Annotated in this window: 19 protein-coding genes and 3 pseudogenes; 8 read left to right on the forward strand and 14 right to left on the reverse strand. The window is 67.3% G+C overall.

What is annotated here, in order from left to right; genetic code table 11:
• Positions 1-56: 56 nt before the first annotated feature.
• Positions 57-1,415 (reverse strand): pentapeptide repeat-containing protein, encoded by a 1,359-nt coding sequence (locus tag ACWENQ_RS41170; RefSeq protein ID WP_452419164.1) that lies wholly within the window; start codon positions 1,413-1,415, stop codon positions 57-59.
• 440 nt (positions 1,416-1,855) lie between these two features.
• Between ACWENQ_RS41170 and ACWENQ_RS41175 the strand changes: the two genes are divergently transcribed.
• Positions 1,856-2,670, forward strand: a protein-coding gene (locus tag ACWENQ_RS41175) for an IS5 family transposase (protein WP_452419165.1) whose coding sequence is annotated in 2 segments (ribosomal slippage) — positions 1,856-2,192 and positions 2,192-2,670 — 816 coding nt in all. Because the reading frame shifts where the segments join, the coding sequence is not laid out codon by codon here.
• Between the two features lie 34 nt (positions 2,671-2,704).
• Here the strand turns inward: ACWENQ_RS41175 and ACWENQ_RS41180 are convergent.
• Positions 2,705-3,319, reverse strand: coding sequence for a hypothetical protein (locus ACWENQ_RS41180; protein ID WP_449931667.1), 615 nt, complete (start codon positions 3,317-3,319; stop codon positions 2,705-2,707).
• Positions 3,320-3,945: 626 nt separating this feature from the next.
• Between ACWENQ_RS41180 and ACWENQ_RS41185 the strand changes: the two are divergent.
• Positions 3,946-4,563, forward strand: a pseudogene (locus ACWENQ_RS41185) (nitroreductase); the annotation flags it as partial.
• Here ACWENQ_RS41185 and ACWENQ_RS41190 read toward each other — a convergent pair.
• Together ACWENQ_RS41190 and ACWENQ_RS41195 are read right to left on the reverse strand one after the other, a co-directional pair.
• Complete coding sequence (locus tag ACWENQ_RS41190) at positions 4,560-4,826, reverse strand: hypothetical protein (RefSeq protein ID WP_452419166.1); 267 nt, start codon at positions 4,824-4,826, stop codon at positions 4,560-4,562. The pseudogene ACWENQ_RS41185 and the gene ACWENQ_RS41190 overlap by 4 nt on opposite strands.
• A gap of 542 nt (positions 4,827-5,368) precedes the next feature.
• Positions 5,369-5,491: a hypothetical protein gene (locus ACWENQ_RS41195; RefSeq protein ID WP_452419167.1), complete on the reverse strand. Its 123-nt coding sequence runs from the start codon at positions 5,489-5,491 to the stop codon at positions 5,369-5,371.
• 119 nt (positions 5,492-5,610) lie between these two features.
• Between ACWENQ_RS41195 and ACWENQ_RS41200 the strand changes: the two genes are divergently transcribed.
• Positions 5,611-6,405, forward strand: coding sequence for an oxidoreductase (locus ACWENQ_RS41200; RefSeq protein WP_449931673.1), 795 nt, complete (start codon positions 5,611-5,613; stop codon positions 6,403-6,405).
• Positions 6,406-6,645: 240 nt separating this feature from the next.
• Here ACWENQ_RS41200 and ACWENQ_RS41205 read toward each other — a convergent pair whose 3' ends face one another.
• The 4 genes and pseudogenes from ACWENQ_RS41205 to ACWENQ_RS41220 all read right to left on the reverse strand — a co-directional run bounded on the left by ACWENQ_RS41205 (position 6,646) and on the right by ACWENQ_RS41220 (position 9,574).
• Positions 6,646-7,395 carry an SDR family oxidoreductase gene (locus ACWENQ_RS41205; RefSeq protein ID WP_452419169.1) on the reverse strand — a complete coding sequence of 250 codons (750 nt, stop codon included), beginning with the start codon at positions 7,393-7,395 and terminating at the stop codon, positions 6,646-6,648.
• Entirely contained in the window at positions 7,382-8,011 is a 630-nt protein-coding gene (locus ACWENQ_RS41210; RefSeq protein ID WP_452419186.1) for a VOC family protein, read from the reverse strand. Before ACWENQ_RS41210 ends, ACWENQ_RS41205 begins: the two co-directional genes overlap by 14 nt.
• Positions 8,012-8,555: 544 nt before the next feature.
• Positions 8,556-8,753: pseudogene (locus ACWENQ_RS41215) on the reverse strand (integrase core domain-containing protein); the annotation flags it as partial.
• Positions 8,754-8,968: 215 nt separating this feature from the next.
• Positions 8,969-9,574, reverse strand: coding sequence for a helix-turn-helix domain-containing protein (locus tag ACWENQ_RS41220; RefSeq protein ID WP_452419171.1), 606 nt, complete (start codon positions 9,572-9,574; stop codon positions 8,969-8,971).
• Positions 9,575-9,717: 143 nt separating this feature from the next.
• On the opposite strand from ACWENQ_RS41220, the gene ACWENQ_RS41225 reads away from it, so the two are divergent.
• From ACWENQ_RS41225 to ACWENQ_RS41240, 4 genes and pseudogenes are all read left to right on the forward strand, one after another.
• Complete coding sequence (locus ACWENQ_RS41225) at positions 9,718-10,704, forward strand: alpha/beta fold hydrolase (protein WP_449931682.1); 987 nt, start codon at positions 9,718-9,720, stop codon at positions 10,702-10,704.
• 216 nt (positions 10,705-10,920) lie between these two features.
• The gene (locus tag ACWENQ_RS41230) at positions 10,921-11,028 is read left to right on the forward strand and encodes a zinc finger domain-containing protein (protein ID WP_452419172.1); all 108 of its coding nucleotides are present in this window, start codon (positions 10,921-10,923) and stop codon (positions 11,026-11,028) included.
• Between the two features lie 56 nt (positions 11,029-11,084).
• Positions 11,085-11,270, forward strand: a pseudogene (locus ACWENQ_RS41235) (recombinase family protein); the annotation flags it as partial.
• A gap of 236 nt (positions 11,271-11,506) precedes the next feature.
• Entirely contained in the window at positions 11,507-11,965 is a 459-nt protein-coding gene (locus tag ACWENQ_RS41240; RefSeq protein WP_452419189.1) for a hypothetical protein, read from the forward strand.
• A 236-nt stretch (positions 11,966-12,201) separates the two neighbouring features.
• Here ACWENQ_RS41240 and ACWENQ_RS41245 read toward each other — a convergent pair whose 3' ends face one another.
• Both ACWENQ_RS41245 and ACWENQ_RS41250 read right to left on the reverse strand, forming a co-directional pair.
• The gene (locus tag ACWENQ_RS41245; RefSeq protein WP_452419173.1) at positions 12,202-12,891 is read right to left on the reverse strand and encodes a hypothetical protein; all 690 of its coding nucleotides are present in this window, start codon (positions 12,889-12,891) and stop codon (positions 12,202-12,204) included.
• Complete coding sequence (locus ACWENQ_RS41250; protein ID WP_452419175.1) at positions 12,891-13,319, reverse strand: hypothetical protein; 429 nt, start codon at positions 13,317-13,319, stop codon at positions 12,891-12,893. Before ACWENQ_RS41250 ends, ACWENQ_RS41245 begins: the two co-directional genes overlap by 1 nt.
• A 386-nt stretch (positions 13,320-13,705) precedes the next feature.
• Here ACWENQ_RS41250 and ACWENQ_RS41255 point away from each other — a divergent pair, with 386 nt between their 5' ends.
• Positions 13,706-14,902, forward strand: coding sequence for an IS701 family transposase (locus ACWENQ_RS41255; RefSeq protein WP_452419176.1), 1,197 nt, complete (start codon positions 13,706-13,708; stop codon positions 14,900-14,902).
• 162 nt (positions 14,903-15,064) lie between these two features.
• Here ACWENQ_RS41255 and ACWENQ_RS41260 read toward each other — a convergent pair whose 3' ends face one another.
• The 4 genes from ACWENQ_RS41260 to ACWENQ_RS41275 all read right to left on the reverse strand — a co-directional run bounded on the left by ACWENQ_RS41260 (position 15,065) and on the right by ACWENQ_RS41275 (position 19,878).
• On the reverse strand, positions 15,065-16,240 hold the full coding sequence (locus ACWENQ_RS41260) for an alpha/beta hydrolase (RefSeq protein ID WP_449931690.1): 1,176 nt from the start codon (positions 16,238-16,240) through the stop codon (positions 15,065-15,067).
• Between the two features lie 132 nt (positions 16,241-16,372).
• On the reverse strand, positions 16,373-17,344 hold the full coding sequence (locus ACWENQ_RS41265) for a hypothetical protein (protein WP_452419178.1): 972 nt from the start codon (positions 17,342-17,344) through the stop codon (positions 16,373-16,375).
• Positions 17,345-17,392: 48 nt separating this feature from the next.
• The gene (locus ACWENQ_RS41270; RefSeq protein WP_452419180.1) at positions 17,393-17,986 is read right to left on the reverse strand and encodes a response regulator transcription factor; all 594 of its coding nucleotides are present in this window, start codon (positions 17,984-17,986) and stop codon (positions 17,393-17,395) included.
• Complete coding sequence (locus tag ACWENQ_RS41275; protein ID WP_452419181.1) at positions 17,983-19,878, reverse strand: Tn3 family transposase; 1,896 nt, start codon at positions 19,876-19,878, stop codon at positions 17,983-17,985. The genes ACWENQ_RS41270 and ACWENQ_RS41275 overlap by 4 nt, the downstream gene beginning before the upstream one ends.
• Between the last annotated feature and the right edge of the window lie 112 nt (positions 19,879-19,990).

The following is a 19,990-nucleotide window of genomic DNA, read 5'->3' on the forward strand; positions in this document are numbered from 1 at the left end:
GCTGTGCATGCCACCTGATCTACGGATAGCGCGTCAACGTCTGTCAGCTCGGTTGATCACGGCCAGTTGGTGTCGGCATTCCACATCGTGACCTTCTTCAGTTGCTCCGCTGGAGGAAGTCCAACGGCACCGGCGAGGTTGGCACCATTCAGGTTTGCGCGGTCGAGTCGAGCGCCGTTCAGATTGGCGCCGGACAAGTTGGCGCCAGCCAGGTTGGCGCCGGTTAGGTTAACGCCGACCATGTCCATGCCCGCTAGGTTTTGATCCACCAGAAAAACGCCCGTTAGGTTGGCTCCATGTAACCCTGCGCGATTCAGAGTTGTCCCTAACAAGTTCACTCTGCTCAGATTTGCACGCGAAAAGCTTGCATGGGTCAGGTTTGCTCCGCTCAGGTTGGCATCAGTCAGGTCGGCGCCCTCCAAGTTGGCTCTGGTCAGGTTCGCCCCGTAGATCTGGGCGCGAGCCAGATTGCTCCCAGCCAGCTCCGCGTCGGTCATGTTGGCCTTGACCAAGGTGGCATCACTCATGTTGGCGCGATAGATCAGAGCGCTGGACAGGTCGGCCGCATAGAGGTTGGCTCTCCGCAGATCGGCATCGGAGAGAAGCGTGTTGCTGAGACCGGCTTGATAAAGCTCAGCGCTGCCCAGGGCGGCCTTGGCGAGGTTGGAGCCGCTCAGCGTGGCATCACGCATGTAGCTACGGCTCAGGTTCACTCCCGAGAGGTTGCCGCGCATCAGTCGGACTCCCGTTAAGTCGACCGCATAAGAGCCGGTGGAGCCGGTCGTGGCGGGATTACGGCCAAGCACGGTGACAGCCGCTTGTAGATCAGTCGCCAGGAGGGCCGGCTTGCTGGACTTAACGTCTGTATCCGGGTCGTGCTCTCTGAGGTAAGCAGCAAGTACGTCCAACACGGCTTGGTGGTAGTCAGGAGAATCCCGGATCGTTTTCCCAAGGGCATAAATCCCGCCTAGCTTTACATCCTTCTGGTCACTCCCGAGCTGCTCAACCGCTTTCGTAAACCGATCATTTGCCTGACCCTTCCGGCTCAGCTCGAGACTATCTTGTGCGATCTTTTGGGATTTTCGGCTCTCTTCAATAGATTGTGCCGTCTGGGATAGGCCCAACCCGGTGAGGATGAGGCCTGCGATCACACCCATCGTGGTGAGAAGTTGCGCCACCGTCAGCGCGACCTGGTGCCGCTCTTGGCGTGCCGCCTGGTGTAGTTCGGCGCGCCGGTCGGGCGGCAGTGCCGCGAACTCACCTGGGGTAAGCCCCCAGGAAGCAGACTTTCGGGGATGCCCATGCTGCGGCTGTACGACTTGCTCGCGAGCCGCTCTGGCTCGCTGCGCTGTGACAGCAGTCGTGCGAGCAGATGGCTTGGGTGTGGTGCTGCGTTTGCTGGTAGGTCGCGCCATGGGCGACATTGTGCGATCAAGCAAATCTGAAAGCTAGCCTCAATCTTTCTCGATCTTGATCTGGTTGGCTAAGGGGTTCGGCTGGAGGTTGATTTTCCCGCTGTGGTCAGCGTGTGTGGCCCGGCTGTCGCGCCAGGTGGGCGGGGTTCCACGGGTCCGCGGCGTCTCCTTTCTCTATACCGGGCACCGCAAGGCATGACACGAGGGCGTACGCCGCGTACCGAAGTGCAGAGCTGGGGGAGTAGCTGGACTGTTAGAGCTGCCTTTCGCCAGCAGAGCGATGCCAGCCCTGGATGACAAACGAGTCGCGATGGAGGCCGTTACCTATGAGCTGCAGCGCCGGAGGCAGAGATGAACGCCGTTGAACTGTTAAAGGGCCTAACAGAATGATCTCTGTTGTGCTTTGATCTCTCGCTGTAGTGATGGCGAGAGGAGCGGGGATGGCCCGGCTGAAGCCGTGGGAGGTCGGTGACGAGTTATGGCAGGTCATCGAACCGTTGCTGCCCAAACGTGAGCGCCGGCTCCGACATCCGGGACGCAAGCGGCTGGATGATCGGCTGGCGTTGCAGGGCATCTTGTTCGTGCTGCACACCGGGATCACGTGGGAACATCTGCCGCAAGAGCTGGGATACGGCTCCGGCATGACCTGCTGGCGGCGCCTGGCCGAGTGGAACGCCGCCGGCGTCTGGCAGCGCCTGCACGAGGTGCTGCTGGACCGACTACGGGCCGCCGATGCCCTCGACCTCTCCCACCCTGTGGTGGACTCTTCCCACATCAGAGCCCTAAAAGGGGGGCACAGACCGGCCCGTCCCCGGTCGATCGAGGACGTCCCGGCAGCAAGCACCACCTGATCACCGACGCCACCGGCATCCCCCTCGCAGTGATCCTGACCGGCGGCAACCGCAACGACGTCACCCAGCTCCTGCCACTGCTGCACGCCATCCCCAAGGTGCGCGGCAAACGTGGCCGCCACCGCCAGCGCCCCGACGCCGTCCTCGCCGACCGCGGCTACGACCACGACAAGTACCGGCGACTGGTCCGCAAACTGCAGATCCGGCCACTGATCGCCCGACGCGGCACCGAACACGGCTCCGGCCTTGGCAAACAACGCTGGGTGGTGGAGCAGACCTTCGCTCTGCTGCACGCCTTCCGCCGCCTGCGCATCCGGTGGGAGATCCGTGCAGACATTCACGAAGCTTTCCTCAGCCTGGCCTGCGCGCTCATCTGCTGGCGCCGCCTTACCTCATCGCGTTAGGCGTTCTAAGACACTGGCGGCGGCCCTGATCGTCCTACTCGTGCTGCCACGTGTAGGAGACGACGTCGCTCCACGGAGTACAACGATGAACAACGATGGGGACCTGGCAACCTCGGACCGAGAAGTTCATCGTGCTCTCCCGCCCGGCGTGGCCGTTGGTGGTCACGGCGAAGTCCGCGCCCTGCCCCAGCCGTAGAGTCACTGAACCACTAGACGGAGTTGCTGCTGGAGCCTTGAATACGTGGGTTTTGTTGCCCAGGCCCGGGTTGGTGTTGTAGGCGACCTCGAAGTAATCCCATGGAAGGGCGCTCACGTTCTTCCAGCGGAAGACGATTTTGCCGTTGTTCTTGTCGACCACGGTCATCACACCGCGAGGTCCCAGATTCGGCGACCGAACGATGGTGCCCCACCAGAACTCCTGCATGGCACCCTGTCCATGCTGGCGTTCCTTTGCAACCGGGCATGCTAGTTCCCCGTTTCCGGCGCCCGTGGACTGCCAGACTTCGCCGATCAAGCCGGAAGGCTGGAAGGCGGGGTTACACGGCATGCGCGCGGTAGAGGCATGCGCCGCAGCCGGTGCGGCGAAAGCTGCCGAGACTGTCGCGATGGCAGCGGCGAGACCGAGAAGTGAACGGGAAATGCGCCCCATGAGATGTTCCTTTCAGGTGAAAGTCGCTTGTGCGTCTCATGTATACGGACACCCCCTTGCACCTGGGCAAACGTCACTTTATGGCAGCTTTCTTGATACCTGCCGCTCGTCCTCGATGAGCGTGCCGACGCCAGGCGTCGCGCTCTGGAGGCCCTACAGCGAGTGGATGACCAACCCGCCATCCGGGTAGTGACAAGCTCGCCCCTCAGGGCGGCGACGGGGTGCTCCGGGCCGGTCACGGTGGTCAGGCGGGTGAGGGTCTCGGCGTAGCCAGCGCGGGTGGTGGCCGCGGTGATGGAATGGAGGAAGCGCTCGACCGCGGCTGCGGTCGTCGCGCTGGTGGCGGGTTGGGCTGGCCGGGAAAGGCCACGACGGACATGGGCACCATCCAGCAATGTGACACATATTGCCGAGTCGCCCTCGCGGCGGCGGAGGCCGACCTGGGCGGACACGATCCACGGGGGCCAGAGTGACAGACAATCTAAGTTCTGTTTCACATCGCGCTCACGAGGCGGCTTCTGCCTCGCGGGCCTTTCTGGGCAGCAGGAAGCCGGCCAGGAAGGTCAGCGCGATCATCGCGGCGACGATCCACAACGTGTCGGCGACCGCGGCAGGCCCGCGGGTTCACCGACAGGCCTGTCCCGAGGGAGGTGCTGGAGCGCGTGCTGTCCGCCGCGGCTTGGGCGCCCTCCGGATCGAACCTCCGGTCGTGGCGCGCCTACGTGCTGACCGGCGGGCCGCTGGCCGAGCTCAAGAAGCGCGCTGGCGAGCGCGTGGCCGCAGGCGACCCCTGGGACGAGCGGGAGTACGAGATGTACCCGCCCGTACTGAAGTCCCCGTACCGCGAGCGCCGATCCGCCTTCGGCCATGAGGGCTACAGCGCACTCGGCATTGCGAGCGAGGACTGGGAGGCGCGCCAGAGGGCCGCTTCCGCGAACTGGCAGTCTTTCGGCGCGCCCGCCGCGCTGGTCTGCTACATCGACCGCGACCTGGGCCTGCCCCAATGGTCTGACCTCGGCATGTATCTGCAGACCGTCATGCTGCTGCTGCGCGCCGAAGGGCTGCACAGTTGCCCGCAAATGGCGTGGTCGGTGTATCGCAAGACCGTCGCGGAGATCCTGTCACCCCCGGGCGAGCTCATCCTCTTCTGCGGCATGTCGATCGGGTTCGAGGACGTCATGGTGGATTACGTCCGTACAGGCCGGGCACCGCTCGACGAGACGATCACGTTCATCGAGGGTTAGCATTTCCATCGCATGTGGCGTGACGGGGTGGGTCGATGCTCGCTGATGTGACTGTGTGGCATCACCCGGTGGCGGGCATGCTGCGCCGTCCAGGCACCGGCCGGGAAATCGCAGGCCAGCAGGGCGTCGGACTGCGAGCGCAGTAAGTCGGCCCAGGTGGTGGATGCCCGCTCGGGTGCCGGGTCGAGGCCTTCCTGTTTGAGGATCTCCCAGACCGTGGACGGTGCGATCGCGATGCCGAGTGTGGTGAGCTCGCCGTGCACCCGCTGATAGCCCCACGATGGATTTTCGCGAACCAGGCGCAGGATGAGGGCACGGATGGAGCGGACCGTGGGCGGGCGGCCTCGCCTGTTCGGCCGGCAGGTACGAGCGTGACGCCGTTTCAATCGCCATCTCCACCCTCACTCCGGCACTCGGCAAGTCGTCTTCTGTCCGTATGCCGGCGCGTCGGCAAGGGCACTGGCCCCCGACCCGGGCATCCGGCAAGACTGACCGGCGCTCGCGAACGTTGCTTGAGCCAGAAAGAGCACGGCACCAAGCGATCCGCGGCTGTCTCCCTCCCCCTCCACCCTCCAGACTTACCCGCCTCCAGCGGTCGGACCTGGCATCACCGCGCATCCCAGCACCATGACCACCACCTCGGCGAACCAATGTGGTCACAGCACTAGAAAGACCGCCCAGGCGCGTAGTCGATCTTCCCGGCGGGGCGCGACAGGTCTGCTGATATGTCGGGCCCCTTGGCGTCGGCCACGCTACGGGCGTGCGCGGCCCCGTTCGGCGAAGCTTCTCAGCAGTCGGGGAGAGGTCAGCGGAATCGGTCCAGGAACGCTTCCAGTTCGCGCTCGCCATGACGGGTCTGGGCGCCCGCGGCGACGGCCGCGCGCATGCGATCGACCATCGCATCCGGGGCCGGGTACACCTTGCCCAAGGCCTTGCTCTCATCGGGGCGGCCGCGCGGCTGGCGACTTCGCTGGTCAGAGGGTGACACTGAAACCCTGTACGTGATTTGCGCGGACTTTCGCGCAATCACGAGATCGGGGGATTCCGATGGAGCTGAACCTCGCGGGCAAGGTCGCCGTCATCACCGCCGCCAGCAAGGGCATCGGCTTGGCCGTCGCCGAGGCGTTCGGCCAGGAGGGCGCTCGCGTCGTCGCGGGCAGCCGGACCGAGACCACGGAGCTCGCCACCCTGCGCGAGAAATATGACGTCATCTTCGTCCCTGTCGATCTCGGCGGCGCCGACGGCCCGAGCCGGCTGATCCAGGCCGCCGCGGACCGGCACGGCACGATCGATGTACTGGTCAACAACCTCGGCACCGCCAGCCCTCGCTCCAGCTTCCTGGACATCGACGACGCCGAGTGGCAGCGCGTCTTCGACCTGACCTTCTTCAGCGCAGTCCGAGCCACCCGTGCCGGCTTGCCGTACCTGCTCGCCGACAGCGGCGGGGCGATCGTCAACATCAGCTCCATCAACGCCCGGCTGCCCTTCCCCTCAGTCATCGACTACTCCGCGGCCAAGGCCGCGCTGACCAACCTCACCAAGGCGCTGTCGGAGGAGTTCGCCCCGCGCGGCGTACGCGCCAACGCCATCGCCCCCGGGCCGGTCCGCACGCCGTTCTGGACCGCTCCGGGCGCCTTCGCCGACAACGTCGCAGCCGGCGCCGGGGTCACCGCGGAGGAAGTACTGAACGACGTGGTCCCGCGCGAGATGGCCATCTCCACCGGGCGGATCACCGAACCCCAGGAGGTGGCCGACCTGGCCGTCTTCCTTGCCTCGCCCCGCGCCGCCAACATCACCGGCGCGGAATTCATCATCGACGGTGGCCAGGTCAAAACCACCTGACCACCGCATCTGTGACGATCGACGTACGCCGCCCGAACTTCTTGACCAGCCTGCGCGGCCAACCGCTGGCGGACTTTCGTCGCAGGGAGGCCGATACCGGCGCTGTTCCGGTCGGCGCCCGCTCCGCTTCGCGCGCGGTCATCCGCTGCAGCGCGGATTGTCGAAGGTGACCCGCCAGTAGGCGTCGGAACACTCGGTGACGGCCGGCGGATATCAGCTCCCCATGGTCTTCACCCTCTGTCAGTAGACGAACTGCTGGCCGCCGTCGATGTCATAGGTCGCACCGGTGAGCGCCGTGTTGGCCATGATGTGTACGGCGAGCGCGGCGACGTCGGCGGGCCCCACGACCCGGCCGATCGGGAGCGTGGCGCGCAGCTCGTTCCGTCGTTCCTCGAGCCGATCTCCCAGCAGCGAGGCCGACAACGGGGTGTCGACGAAACCTGCGGCGATGAGGTTGACGCGAACCGGCGCGAGCTCCATCGCGAGGGTCGCCGTGAACGGAGGCAGCGCCGCGGTGGCCGCCGAGACGATCCCGAGGCCGTGACCGATCCGTCGGCCCCCTGTGCCGCCCATGAGCACGATCGTGCCCCCGGGCCGCATCTTGCCTGCGGCGTTGCGCGCGATCTCGAGCGCCCGCATGATGTGCCCGCTCATCGCCTGCCGTACGTCGTCTGAGTCCATCTCCAGGACAGGACCGTAGCGTGGGCCGCCAGCCGTGACCATCACATGGTCAATCGCCGGCAGGTCATGGAAGAAGCGCTGTACGGCGGCCGCGTCGTCGGCGTCGAAAGCTGCGGTGCGTTGCGCGCCGACCTCCAGCCCCGCTCGTTCGAGCCGGTCGGGATCGCGGCCGGTGAGTATGACCTCGGCACCCTCGGCACGGGCACGCCGAGCTGTCTCCAGCCCGATCCCCGCGCTGCCACCGATCACGGCGATGGTCTGCCCGGCCAGTTCCGGCTCGCGCCGCGACGACGTGTCAGACGACGACATGCTTGACTTCGGCCATGCAGCGTCGAGCGGCCGCGGAAGCCACCGCGGGGGTGCTGCCGTGCTCACGGGCATCCAGGTACGCCGCGTACCAGTCCCACCAGTCATGCTTCGGGGCCACCGCCTCGAAAGCGCCATGGTGTTCGGCCGTCTCGTACAGAAGCTCGGCCGGCCCTGCGACATCCGTCGACCACACCCTGCCCGGGAGCCGCTCCATCACCTCCTGCAACAGCCGGCTGTTCCCATCAGGATCCGAGAACGACATCCAGCTGCCGTAGGGCCGGCGCTCCGGACCCGGGCCGGGCACGCGCCGCCCCACGCTGTTCACGCCGGAACCGTGCCACACCTCGCTGACCTCCGCGCCGTGGCCCATCAATTCCTCCCGGGCGGCCTCGATGTCCTCGACGATCAGCATCAGGTCCTTCACCGAACGGGGCGCCAACTCCGTGATCCCCGTGCCGAACTGGATCGAGGCGGGCGAGTTGGGCGGGGTGAACTGAACCACCCGGTACCCCTCGTCCACCGTGATGTCGGCGTCCAAGCGCCATCCCAGACCCTCGTAGAAGGCCTTCGCCCGATCGGCATCGGAAACGGGCAGCACCGTAACCTCGAACTTCATGTCCACGCTGTCGTCCTCTCTTGTCCGTGTCATCCGGCATCGAGCCTGCGAACCTGGGGAGACGTCACACGCGGTGTGACCAACGGGGACATGGGGCCACCCCCGAGCCACCGCGACTGTGATTCCCAGCACCTGCCACCAGGTAACCAGCCCATACGTCAAGAACGCGGCCATGGCCCCCTGATTGAAGTCGGTGAATACCTGTCCGGAGTGATGCTTTGACACCTCCGACGATGAAGCGCCGCGGGCTCCGGGTCTTGCCGTCATCCGACTGAGTGATGCGCGGTCGACCGGCCAGGGGCTCGCGCCCCGCACCCTCCCACCGCGGCCCACAGGGGAGGCTCAGGCCATGCTGTTCATCGAGGTCCTGGCGCCCAAGGCGCGCACGCGACGAGGAAGAGCAGGCACCCGCGCCAGGCGAACAGATCCCGAATCTCCCCGGACGCCCGGACCGACCGCGCCTGCCGAAAAGTCCATCCAGGCAGTCAAGCGGCATGTGAGTACTCGTGGAGGGGCGTTGGCCCCGAAGTGTGGACACCGGCTGTCATGCGGCGAGCAGCACTCTATCGATGGTCTGCTGCTCGTAGTCGATCGGGCTGAGGTAATCGAGGGTGGAGTGGCGCCTTCGGGTGTTGTAGCGGGTGATCCACTTGAAGGCCGCCAGGCGAGCCTCGCGCGCTGAGGGCCAGCGCTTGGCGCCCTGGAGGGTCTCGCGTTTGAGGGTGGCGTTGAACGCCTCGGCCTCGACGTAGGCAATCAGCAGCGCTTTCTCGAATCGCTCGAACGTCATGATCAGGACCTGCCCGCCTTGGAGTCACCGCTGTCCAAGGTGCCGGCCAAGCAGGCGAACGACCTCGTTCGCCGTTGCTTGGGATCCACCCGTAAGCGAATCGAGACCTTAGCCACAGGGGCCGGAGTCACCGCAGGTCAGAGGCTACTTCGTTGGAAATTTCTTCATTACCGGGCACTGGGGCCGGGGGCGGGCGGGGTGCGCGGTCGCAGGCGCTCTCCCTGCGGCCCGAACATGATCAGGTACTCGACCGGGCCGCCGGTGCCGGCGTTCGCGACCCCGTGGGGATTGCGGGTGTCGAACTCGGCGACGTCCCCGGCACTCAGGACGAGGTCCTGGTCGCCGAGTGCGAGCCACAGCCGCCCGTACAGGACGCACAGCCATTCCCAGCCGTCGTGGGAGACCTGCCGGGGCCGCGCGGGCGGCTCCTGGACGGCGGGCAGGACGTGTTTGTGGGCGTGCAGGCCCCCGACGTACCGGGTCAGCGGCAGCACCGCCTTGTCGTCGCCGAAACGCTGGAGCGCGGAGGTGCGGGGCCCGGCGGCGGGGGCGGTGCCGGCCAGCTCGTCCAGGGAGACGCCGTACTCCTTCGCCAACTGCAACACCGCTTCCAGGGTGGGCTTGCGTCGGCTGGTCTCAATCCGCGACAGCGTGCTCGGGGAGATGCCGGTCGCGCGGCTGACGCCGGTGAGCGTGGAGCCGCGGTGTTCGCGCGCGGCCCGCAGCCGGGGGCCCATCGCCGCCAGCGTGTCGGCCACGTCGTCGCCTGTCACCCGCTCTGCCCCCCTCCGGACGTGCCGCTCCACCATCTGTCCTGCAAGTTTGCCAGAGTGGCAAGAGTAATCGCGTCGGACGGTCGCCGCGCCGCATGATCGATGCGTACCTGCATCCACCCGCGAACCGAGGAGAAGCCCCCATGCAGCCCGAGCCGTCCGCCGCACTCCGCCACCGCACCGTCGAGGCCCCGGCCGGGCGCCTGCACCTGGTCGAGCAGGGCACCGGCCCGCTGGTCCTGCTCGTGCACGGCTTCCCCGAGTCCTGGTACTCCTGGCGCCGCCAGCTCCCGGCCCTCGCCGCGGCCGGCTACCGGGCGGTGGCGATCGACGTGCGCGGCTACGGCCGCTCCTCCAAGCCTGCGGCGACCGACGCCTACCGGATGCTGGACCTGGTGGAGGACAACGTCGCCCTCGTGCACGCCCTCGGCGAGGAGAACGCGGTGGTCGTCGGCCACGACTGGGGCTCTAACATCGCCGCCACCTCCGCACTGCTCCACCCCGAGGTCTTCCGGGCCGTCGCCCTGCTGAGCGTCCCGTACGCGCCACCCGGCGGCCCCCGCCCCACCGACATCTTCGGCCAGATCGGCGGCCCCGAGCAGGAGTTCTACGTCTCCTACTTCCAGGAGCCCGGCCGCGCCGAGACGGAGATCGAGTCTGACGTGCGGGGCTGGCTCGCGGGCTTCTACGCCGCCCTGTCCGCCGACACCATGCCCGCCCAGGGCGAGCCCGACCCGCACTTCGTCGCCCACGGCGGCCAGCTGCGTGACCGTTTTCCCGCCGGCATCCTCCCGGTCTGGCTGACCGAGGACGACCTCGACGTTTACGCCGGAGAGTTCGAGCGCACGGGTCTGACCGGCGCCCTCAACCGCTACCGCAACGTGGACCGCGACTGGGAAGACCTCGCCCCCCACCGCGGCGCCCCGATCAAGCAGCCGTCCCTGTTCATCGGCGGCGCCCTGGACGCCTCCACCACCTGGATGTCCGACGCTATCGAGGCCTTCCCCACCACCCTTCCCGGCCTGACCGCCTCCCACCTCGTAGAGGGCTGCGGCCACTGGATCCAGCAGGAACGCCCCGAGGAGATCAACCGTCTGCTGACCGGCTGGCTCAACGCCCTCACGGGCTGAACCGCCAGGCGCGGCCGGGGCTTCTGTATACGGAACAGTTCGGCCCGCGTACCCAAGCGCAGCGGCCACGGCCGGGTGCTGCGTGATTCTCACAAATGACCAGCTGCGAGAGTTCTGCGAACACCCCGGAGCCGCTCACGAATCCGCAGGTCGCCGTTCGCAGAACTCCTCGCAAAACCAGCATGTTGTGCGAGACGGTTCTGACAGACTGCGCGGGTGGACCTGACGCCCGATCAAGCAGCAAACGCGGTAGAACGAAACGACTGTCCGAAGTGTGAAGCCCCGGCGGGCAGCGCCTGCCGCACTCGGAGCGGAAGTGCGTAACAAAGTACCACACCGCCCGCGTCATCCTCGTCCCCGCGCTCCGCGAGGAACTGGAGGTGACCGTCCCCGAGGACCGCGGCCCGGGGCGGCCGTGGAAGGCGGGCCCGCCCGTCGAAGCCCCACCGGCCGCCGCGACGGCCAAGCCGATCCGGATCGGGTACGCCCGCTGTTCGACCGTCCAGCAGGAACTCGCCTCCCAACTCGCCGCACTCGAACCGGTCTGCAAGCGGATCTTCTCCGAGAAGATCTCCACCCGGATCAAGACGCGGCCGGAGCTGGAGAAGGCGCTGCAGCTCGCGTACGACATCAAGGAGGCCGCCCCCGACCATGGAGGTCATCCTCACCGTCCACGAACTCAAGCGCCTCGCCCGCAACGCCGCCGAGCCGATGACCCTCTCCGGCCGGCTTCAGGACGCTGGCGTCCAGCTCGAACTCCTCACCGGCCCGCTCACCGGCATCTACGACCGACCCCAACGGCATGGGAGCGATGTTCTTCGCCGTGCTCGCCGTCGCCGCCCAGCTCGACCGCAACTACATCCGAGAACAGACCCTGGAGGGCCGGCAGACCGCCGCTGCCAAGGGTAACCACGGCGGACGCCCCAAGGTCATCGACGACGACATGCTCACCTTCGCCGTCGCGCTGAAGAACAAGGGCGTCGCTGTCCCCGACATCGCGAAGAAGCTGACGACCAAGGCGGGCAAGAACGCGGGCCACCCGTCGGTCGCCTCTCTGTACCGGGCGCTCGCCGAAGCCGAGGAAGCCGCCACGTCCGACGACGCCCAGGTCATCGGCCCCCGCCGCCCGGTCCGCGCCCGCATCACCGGCCGCGGAAGCGGCACCGACCCGGAGCTGATGGAACGGGCTCACCGCACAAGTCCTCGACGGCGACACCGTGCTGGACGACCTGGCCCGCCATGCTCAGCACGGCACCGATGACGTCGTGGCCCAGTTGCTCTCACAGGCCCGGAACGGAAACGCACAGTGATCCCCATGCCGCTCGAAGGACCCTGGCCTCCTCGGCGCCACCGGCCCCGGGGAACACGGCCCCTTCGGCCCCTGGTCCGAACCCGAAGAGGATGAGACCGCTGCCGTATGCAGCACACCCGAGCCTCATCAGGAGTGGGGAACCGCAGCAAGATCAATCTCACCGGGATTTCCTGTACCTCAACTACTCACACCCGTGAACCCTCCGCCTGCCGGGTCGTAGCGCTTGGTGGCCTGCTTGAAGAGGGATACTCGGCCCGCTCGTACGGCAGCCGGGCGCGTCCGGTGTCAGGGCACAGATCCGCCGCGGCGGGAGTGCGCGCGGACCCAGGCCGCCGATCGGCGAGAAACACCGGGCCAGAGATGGATCCGGTCATCGCGCTCTCGTTGAAGGCGCCGGTGCTCAAGGCGGTGTACGCGCCGATTCGGCCGCTCACGTCGGGATGGTGTGTGATGACCCGCTGGACGAGCAGGCCGTTGAACATCTGCTCTAGTCCCGCGGAGGCCGCCAGCTTGTCGGGACTGTACTTGAGGTAGTCGACGCTCGGATGCCGTCCCCACTGGTAGAAGAGTTCGACCACCTTGGACAGGCTGTCGCAGCCGAGGAAGCCAGGCTGGAACGGCGTCGTCTGCTGGATGTGGGCCAGCTCGGCGAGCATGCCGACGAAGCCGCGGTTGCCCGTCAGCGGGCCGCCCAGTCTGCCCAGCACCAGCATCCGCCTCAACCACCGGCTGAAGTTCGCCGTTCCGGGCACGGAATGGTGGAGAGGAACCGACAACCTGGTGTCCCGCAGCAGTGTCGCCACCTTGAATTGGCGGGCGTCGATGATGTCGAGCGCAGTGAGAACGGTGCCGCCTTCGGGCTTCGGCGGGCCCATCAGGTCGGCGCTTCTTCGTCGGCGGACAGCAGGGCGCGCAGGTCGTTGCAGAAGCTGTGGGTGAGCAGCGACACCTCGACCGCGGGCAGCCGGGGGCCGATCTTGCCGAGGGCCATGGCCTGGACGATCTCGATCACCAGGGTCTCGGGCAGGTCGGCGCGCAGGAGTGAGCCGAATTCGGCGAGCCGATGGACGTCCGCGCCGACATCGAGGATGTTCGAGGTCAGCCGTCGGCTGGCGATTGCCATGTGGTCGGTGATCTCGGCGATCTGGAGGGTGAGCGCGGCCAGGTCGGCCAGTGCGGCGGCCCCGCGCATCCCGGCCGCGAACGAGGTGAGCGCGACGCCGTTCAGCCCTGGGGCGAGCAGCAGCGCCAGGCTGAGCACCGTGCTGATGATCGACAGCGCCCGCAGAGCCTTGGCGCGCATTCTCTTGGCAGCGTCTGCGGCGTGGCGGCGTTCCACCAGGGTGATCCGGTAGTGCTGGGCGACGACGCGGGCGAGCCCCGTCGGTGGGCAGCAGCCCGTTGTTGATGGCGCGATGCCACAGCTCCTCGTGCAGCAGGTAGGCCCAGCCGGGATCGTCCCCGACATAGGCCTCGGCGGCGGCGATGACGGCCCGTTCGGGGCCGGTTTGCGTGACTTCGATCCGGTGGCCCAGCGGCCAGGGGTCCTTCGGCGGCGGCAGCAGGCTTTCCGGCACCACCAGCTTGACCCGCCCGGACGGCCTGCGGCCCAGCACGGCGTTCAGCAGTGCCGTGTGCTTTGTGATCTCCGCAACTACAGCCAGGCTTTGTGATCTATAGTCCGGCGGCATGTCGGACGAGTTAACCGCTGACGACCTCCGCGCGTGGTCGTCCGGGCCGGACGCGCTGTTCGGGCGGATAGCAGGCCGGTTCGGGCGCGTGGAGCCCCGAAAGCAGGCGCGGGCGTATGTGACGGGGCTGCTGGCTCCGGTCGAGCGTAAGAACGACTGGCAGCTCGCGGAGGCGGCCGGGGATGCGGCGCCGGATCGGATGCAGCGGCTGTTGAACAACGCCCGCTGGGACGCCCGCCAGGTGCGCGCCGATCTGCGCACGTATGTGGTGGAGCACCTCGGCCACCGCGATGGTGTGCTGATCGTGGACGACACCGGGTTCCTCACGAAGGGCGACAAGTCGGCCGGGGTGCAACGCCAGTACTCCGGCACCGCCGGCCGTATCGAAAACTGCCAGGTCGGGGTGTTTGTGGCCTACGCCTCCCCGCTGGGCCGGGCATTGATCGATGCCGAGCTGTATCTGCCGAAGTCCTGGACCGAGGACCGGGTCCGATGCGCTCAGGCGGGCATCGGTGAGGATGTGTCGTTCGCCACCAAGCCGGTGCTGGCCCGGCAGATGCTGGCGCGCGCGGTGGAGGCGGGAATGCCCGTCTCCTGGGTCACCGCTGATGAGGCCTACGGCATGGACGACAAGTTCCGGCGCTTTTGTGAAGAGCGCCGGCTGCATTATGTGGTGGCCGTGCCCAAGAACCAGACCGTCGGTTTCGGAGCGGGCGGGGATGTCCGCGCTGACACCCTGGCCGCCCAAGCCCCGCCCGAGGCATGGCAACGCCGCTCGTGCGGCGATGGCGCCAAAGGTCCACGCGTGTACGACTGGGCGCCGGCCACCGTCCCTTTCGAGACCGAACCCGGCTACCAGCGCTGGCTCCTGGTCCGGCGCGGCCTGACGCCCAATCCCAAGGGTGAGGTCGAACTGGCCTACTACCTGTGCCATGGCCCGGCCGGCACCACGATCGAGGACCTGATCGGCATCGCCGGAGCGCGCTGGGCCATCGAAGAGTGCTTCCAGAGCGCCAAGAACGAGACCGGCCTCGATCAGTACCAGGTCCGCCGGTTCGACGGCTGGCACCGTCACATCACGCTGGCCATGCTCGCCCACGCCTACCTCGCTGTCACCGCCGCCAACGCCCCAAAAGCCCGAGCGGCCTGGTCCCCCTCAGCCCAGCCGAGATCCGCCGTCTCCTGGCACATCTGACCAGCGCCGTCACCGATCCAATCAGCCAGATTCTTCAACGCGCCCTGGCGTGGTCACACCACCGCCGCGCCCACCAAGCCGGCGCTCGCAGCAGCCACTACTGGAAACGCTGGCTCCGGCACAACAAGATCCAGCTATAGATCACAAAACATGACTGTAGTACTAGTCGGCTATGGCTCTTCTTTCCCGTGATCTCACCCAGGCAGTGAAGCCTTCGAGCGCGTCGACGACCGCCTCGAAGCGGACCGAGTGGTACAGGTCGAAGGCGTGGTTGCCGCCGCGAAGTTCGGCGTAGACGACGGGGGAGGTCGAGGTCTGGCGTAGCTGGTCGGCGAAGTGGCGGGCTTCTGCCACGGGCACCACCGGATCCATGTCACCGTGGGCCACGAGGAACGGCGGTGCGTCCGGTGCGACGTGGGCCAGCGGCCCGGCTTCCGCGTCCTGGTCGAAGTAGCCGCCGTACCAGCCGTTCAGATAGATGGCGCCGCTCACGCAGGTGTCGGCGTGCTCGAAGCCCGGCTGGAAGGCGGGGTCGTTGGGGGTGAGCGCTGCCAGCGCCGCAATGTGTCCGCCCGCCGAACTGCCCGCGACGAACAGGGTCGAGGGGTCGGCGCCGTATCCGTGGGCGTGCTCGCGCACCCAGGCGATGATCTTCTTGAGGTCGATCAGGTGGTCCGGGTGCTGAAACTCGGGCCGGAGCCGGTAATTGGCGCTGATGCACACCCAACCTCGGCTGGCGAGGTGGTAGAGCAGGGGGAGTGACTGGCTGTTCTTGTGGCCGCCGGTGTAGAAGCCGCCGTGCAGGTGGATCATCACGGGCGCGCCTTGCGGGCGCGAGCGGTGCTGGTAGAGATCCAGCAGGTTACGGCGGCCCGCGTCGCCGTAGGAGAGGTTGGCCACCCGCCGCACGTCCAGGCGGCGCTTGACGATGGGCAGGAACAGGATCCGGGCCCACGGGGCACGGCGCCGCAGTCTCGTGGACAGGTCGGCGTCGATGGCGGTGCGCCACCCCGCGCCCAGCCCCGCGTCCATCGCGCGCTCGATCCTGGCCCGCTCGCCCAACGCGCGGGAGGCGATAACCGCGAGCCCGATCGCGGTCACGGCAGCCAAAGCGACGACCGCCCAGCCGCCCGCCGAGGCGATGTCATCATCGGCGATCGCCAGCGCCGTCGGGACCAGCAGTATCCAGAAGAAGGCCGCAAACGGCAGCTCGTTGGCGGCCAGCCCGAAGAAGTAGCTCACGCGGCCGAGGGGATGTGAAAAGAACGGCAGCGGCCGTAACGCGAACAGCGTGCCGATCGCGGTGACCGCCACAGTGAACAGATACCCGATGGGCACGGAACCTCCAACGACGGCAGCTCTGCACAGACTGTGAGCATTCCCTCATGGTGGAACATTTGGGATCTTCAGGATTAGTGTGGGATCTTAACGACAAATCTGGAGTGATCTCGAGAGCGCCAAGGCTGAAGATCAGACTGGCGCTGCGGTGCGGCGGAGCCGTGCCACCACAAAGGCGAGCAGCCCGATGGCGGCCAGCGCGAAGACAGCGTTGCCGATGAGGTCCACATGCGCGGGCGCCGGGAAGCTCGGCGGCTGGGGGAAGCCGTGCCATGCGTAGGTGAGCAGGCCGGCGGCGCCCAGGGCGAACTTGTGCCAGGGGCCCCAGCCGATGCGCCGGGACCAGCGCAGGATGAGCAGCGTCATCGTGGCGTAGAGCGCGAGGTAGAAGCCGACCGTGATCCACGCGGGCACGCTGGACTGCAGATTGGCCGTCATGGCGGGGAGCATGAACGCCAGCCCGGCCACGATTGTGATCGCGAAGACGGTCCACGGGCCGGCCGATGCGGCCGGCAGGAGGGGACGGCGGAACCGGACGGTAAGGAACGCGGCGATGATCAGGGCGACGGCCGTGATGAGCGTCCAGGTGACCTGCGCGGCTGACACCGGGTAGATGACCGGGCTGGCCAGGGCGATTACTGCGCCCCCCAACAGGAACAGGATGGCGGTCACGGTGAGGCCGATCTTGCCGAGCCAGGGTGTGTCCGGGCGGCGTGAGCCCGCTTCGACGAGCGAGATCGGCACCGCGATGCTCCACACCCCATGGATGGCCAGGACGAACACGGTCCAGTAGGCGCCGATGCCCAGCGCCGGGATGAACCCGTAGTCGAGCAGCCGCAACCCGACGTAGTCGGGGTTGAACAGCGATTGGGTGAGCAGGCCCTCCTCGATCACGGCGTAGGCGAGCCCGAGCAGGATGATCCCCGGCCACCCGAGCCGCCACCGGCGGGCGACCTCACGGATCAGCAACGCGCCGCCGCCGTAGAGCGGGATCAGCCCGATGATCATCGGTAGGGCGTTGATGGAGATGTTGCCGAGCAGATATTCGCCGACCAGCGGCGCGAGAACGAGCAGGCCAAGTGCTGGAAGAATGCGTTTGAACACGTCTGCTAGCGTGCCGACGGCGCGGCGATGCCAGTAGTGACAAACGTCCTATAGCCAGCCCTTGTCCTCGGCAGCGCGTACGGCTTCGGCCCGATTGCGCGCCCCTACCTTCTGGCCGGCGCTGGACAGATAGTTGCGTACGGTGCCGGCCGACAGGAACATCCGCTGTGCGATGTCGGCGATCGTCGCGCCATCGGCCGCGGCCCGCAGCACCTCCCGCTCCCGGTCGGTGAGTGGATTGGCACCCGCGGACCGGCTCGCGGCGGCCAGCTTGTGGTCGATCACCCTGCCTCCCCCGGCCACTTTCCTGATCGCGTTGGCGAGTTCGTCGGCTCGCGCGTCCTTGAGGACGTAGCCTGCCACGCCCGCATTGACGGCCCTGCTCAGATAGCCGGGACGACCGAACGTGGTCAGGATGATCACGCGGACGCCGGACAGCTCGGCCGCGACGGTGAGGCCGTCTTTGCCGGGCATCTCGATGTCGAGCAGGACCACGTCTGGTTGGAGTCGAGTGACCGCGCCTGCCACCTCCTCGCCGGTACCGACTTCGCCGACCACCGTGATGTCGTCTTCGAAGCTGAGCAGGGCGGCCATCGCCTGCCGTACCAGATGCTGGTCGTCCGCCAGCAGAACATTGATCACGCGGGCAGCCTAGCCCGCAGGATGAAGCCCTCATCGGTGGCCGAATGCTCCAGGGTGCCGCCGACCGCATCGAGCCGCTCAGACAGGCCGCGCAGCCCGTTGCCATCGCCGGGCGCCTTGCCGCTGCCGAGGCCGTCGTCGGACACCTCGGCCACGACGTGATCGCCATCGGTGAAGACCTTGATCTCGCAGTGGCTGGCGCGGCTGTGCCGTACAACATTGGTGGTGCCCTCACGCACCACCCACGCCAGCAGCGACGCCGCATCCGCCGGCACGTCGTCGGCCGCCACCGCGGCGTGGATCCCGGCAGCGGTCAGCGCCTCGCGCGCCCGCGTGAGCTCCTCGCGCAGTGACAGCGACCGATAGCCGCTGACCGCCTCGCGCACATCCTCCAGCGCCTGCCTGGACAGCCCCTCCAGCTGCCTGATCTCCTCACGAGCCCGTGCGGGATCTCGTTCGATCAGCCGATCGGCGAGCTGGGTCTTCAACGTCATCACCGACAGGCTGTGTCCGATGATGTCGTGCATATCCCGGGAAAACCGGAGCCGCTCGTTCTCGACGGCCAGCTGTTCAGCCCTGGTTCTCTCCTCGCGAAACCGAAGGAACATGTCGATCAGGCCGGCGAACAGCACGGGCTGCAGCGGCATCCACCACGTGCCGGACAGAGGCAGGTCAAGGTAGAGCAGCCCGCCGACGTAGGCCGCCACGATGACCGCCATCCCCGCGAACATCGCCCGGCGTGGAACTGACGCGACCAGCGCGGCCACGGTGAAGTACGTCGAGATGAGCAGCCACTGATCGCCAAGCGGGGGCACCAGCGCGATCCACAGCACGTACAGCAGCCCAAGCGCCCACGGCGTCGCATTCCTCCTGGGACTCGCCAGAGCCGTCCACGCCACCCGTAGATAGCAGGCGACGAAGCCAAGCAGACCACCGACCGCCAAGACCACCCGGCTGACAGGTGGCTCAGTATCGAGGAACGGCAGCACCGGAAACCAGATGAACAGCAGATAGACGCTGCTCCAGAACCGCCCTCCCATTCCTGGAGAGCGTAATGCCTCGTGACGGAGATGGCGCCATGCGCCCGGGGTTCCGTTCGGCCACGAGCCGGCTCGTCGGATTTCGTCGTCGTCAGCGTCGGGCGCGTCGGGATCACGCAGGTCGCGGATCGCTCCCGGAGCCAGGTCGGGAAGCACGAAGATGTAGGCGCCATGGGCGCCCAGGTGGGTGTTGACGAAGGGCGAGAGCCGGGCCATGTCCTCGTCTCCGACCGGATAATCCTGCGCCTTCAGCTGTCGTAGTGCCGCGTCCAGATAGACCGTTGTCCATAAAACGACGCAGTTGAGAACAATGCCGAGGACGCCGAGTTGATTTTCCAGTCCGCGTTCGTACCGGTGGTAGAGCTCGCCCTTCTTGCCGTGGCAGATCTTCCGCGCCAGGGCATGCCGGCCCTCCTGCAGGTTGCGGATGTGCTTGATGTCGCGCCGGTAGGTCTCGTCGGTGCGGTGGGGTTGGCCCTCGCGCTGCAGCATCGTCACCACGTCGTAGGCGCGGACGGTACCGGTGTAGATCGAGGCGCCCACGCGCAGGATGTCCGGCCACGTCCGCCGCACTTTGTGCAGGTCGATCCTCCCGCGGGCAAGGGTGCCGAGCGGCCCGTAGTCGGCCTTGACCAGGGCCGCCCGCAGCTCCGCCCGCGACACCACCGCCTCGATTGCTTCCCACACCACCGACACCCGCGGCTCCTCATCCTCTCCACCCCAGGAGTCGGAGTCGAACAGCGCCTCCACCGCCACCGCCAGGCGAGCCGAAGCCTTGGCCAGTTTCGGGTGCTTGCGGACCTTCTCCTTGTCGGCTGCGCTCTGCGCCTTGTTCAGCAGCTCAGTGGTCATCAGCAGGTCCAGTAGTTCCGCCCTCGCCGGCGGGCTGGCCTTCCGGCTGGCGGTGTTCGCCGGGGCCGTCGCCCTGGCGGCGAGCCTGCGCCGCGGCCACAACTGGGCCAGG

This window comes from Nonomuraea sp. NPDC004354, assembly GCF_053602555.1.